At 57.7% G+C, this 381-nt stretch carries 1 pseudogene; it reads right to left on the bottom strand.

The features are described from left to right. Nucleotides 1-381, bottom strand: a pseudogene (locus KHA85_RS20575) (M3 family metallopeptidase); the annotation flags it as partial.

A 381-nucleotide genomic window follows, 5' to 3' on the forward strand; every position in this document is an offset into this window, starting at 1 on the left:
ATCCTGATAGATGGCCTTGATGCGCGCGAACAGCTTGCCGTTGAGCATGATGTCGTCGTTCAGCGCCGCCAGCTTCGGCGAGGTTTCTTCATCCAGCTTTTGCAGCGCGTCGCTGGTGTTGGCCGAGGTCATGGCGCCGAACACGTTCATCACCCGCGTCAGCAACGAACCAGCCTGCTCCAGCGCCACGAAGGTATTTTTGAAGTTGGGCTTGGCCGGGTTGTTGGCGATCTTCTCCACCTCTTCCCGCTTTTGCTTGATGCCCGCTGCGATCGCCGGCGCGTAGTCGCTCTCCTTGATCAGGTTGAACGGCGGCGCCTGGAACGGCAGACGGCTTTGATAGAAGAACGGATTTTGAGTCTTTTGCTTGTCGTGCTGATT

Origin of the sequence: Dietzia massiliensis, assembly GCF_018390595.1 — a bacterium.
In the GTDB taxonomy this organism is placed as follows: Bacteria; Actinomycetota; Actinomycetes; order Mycobacteriales; family Mycobacteriaceae; genus Dietzia; species Dietzia massiliensis.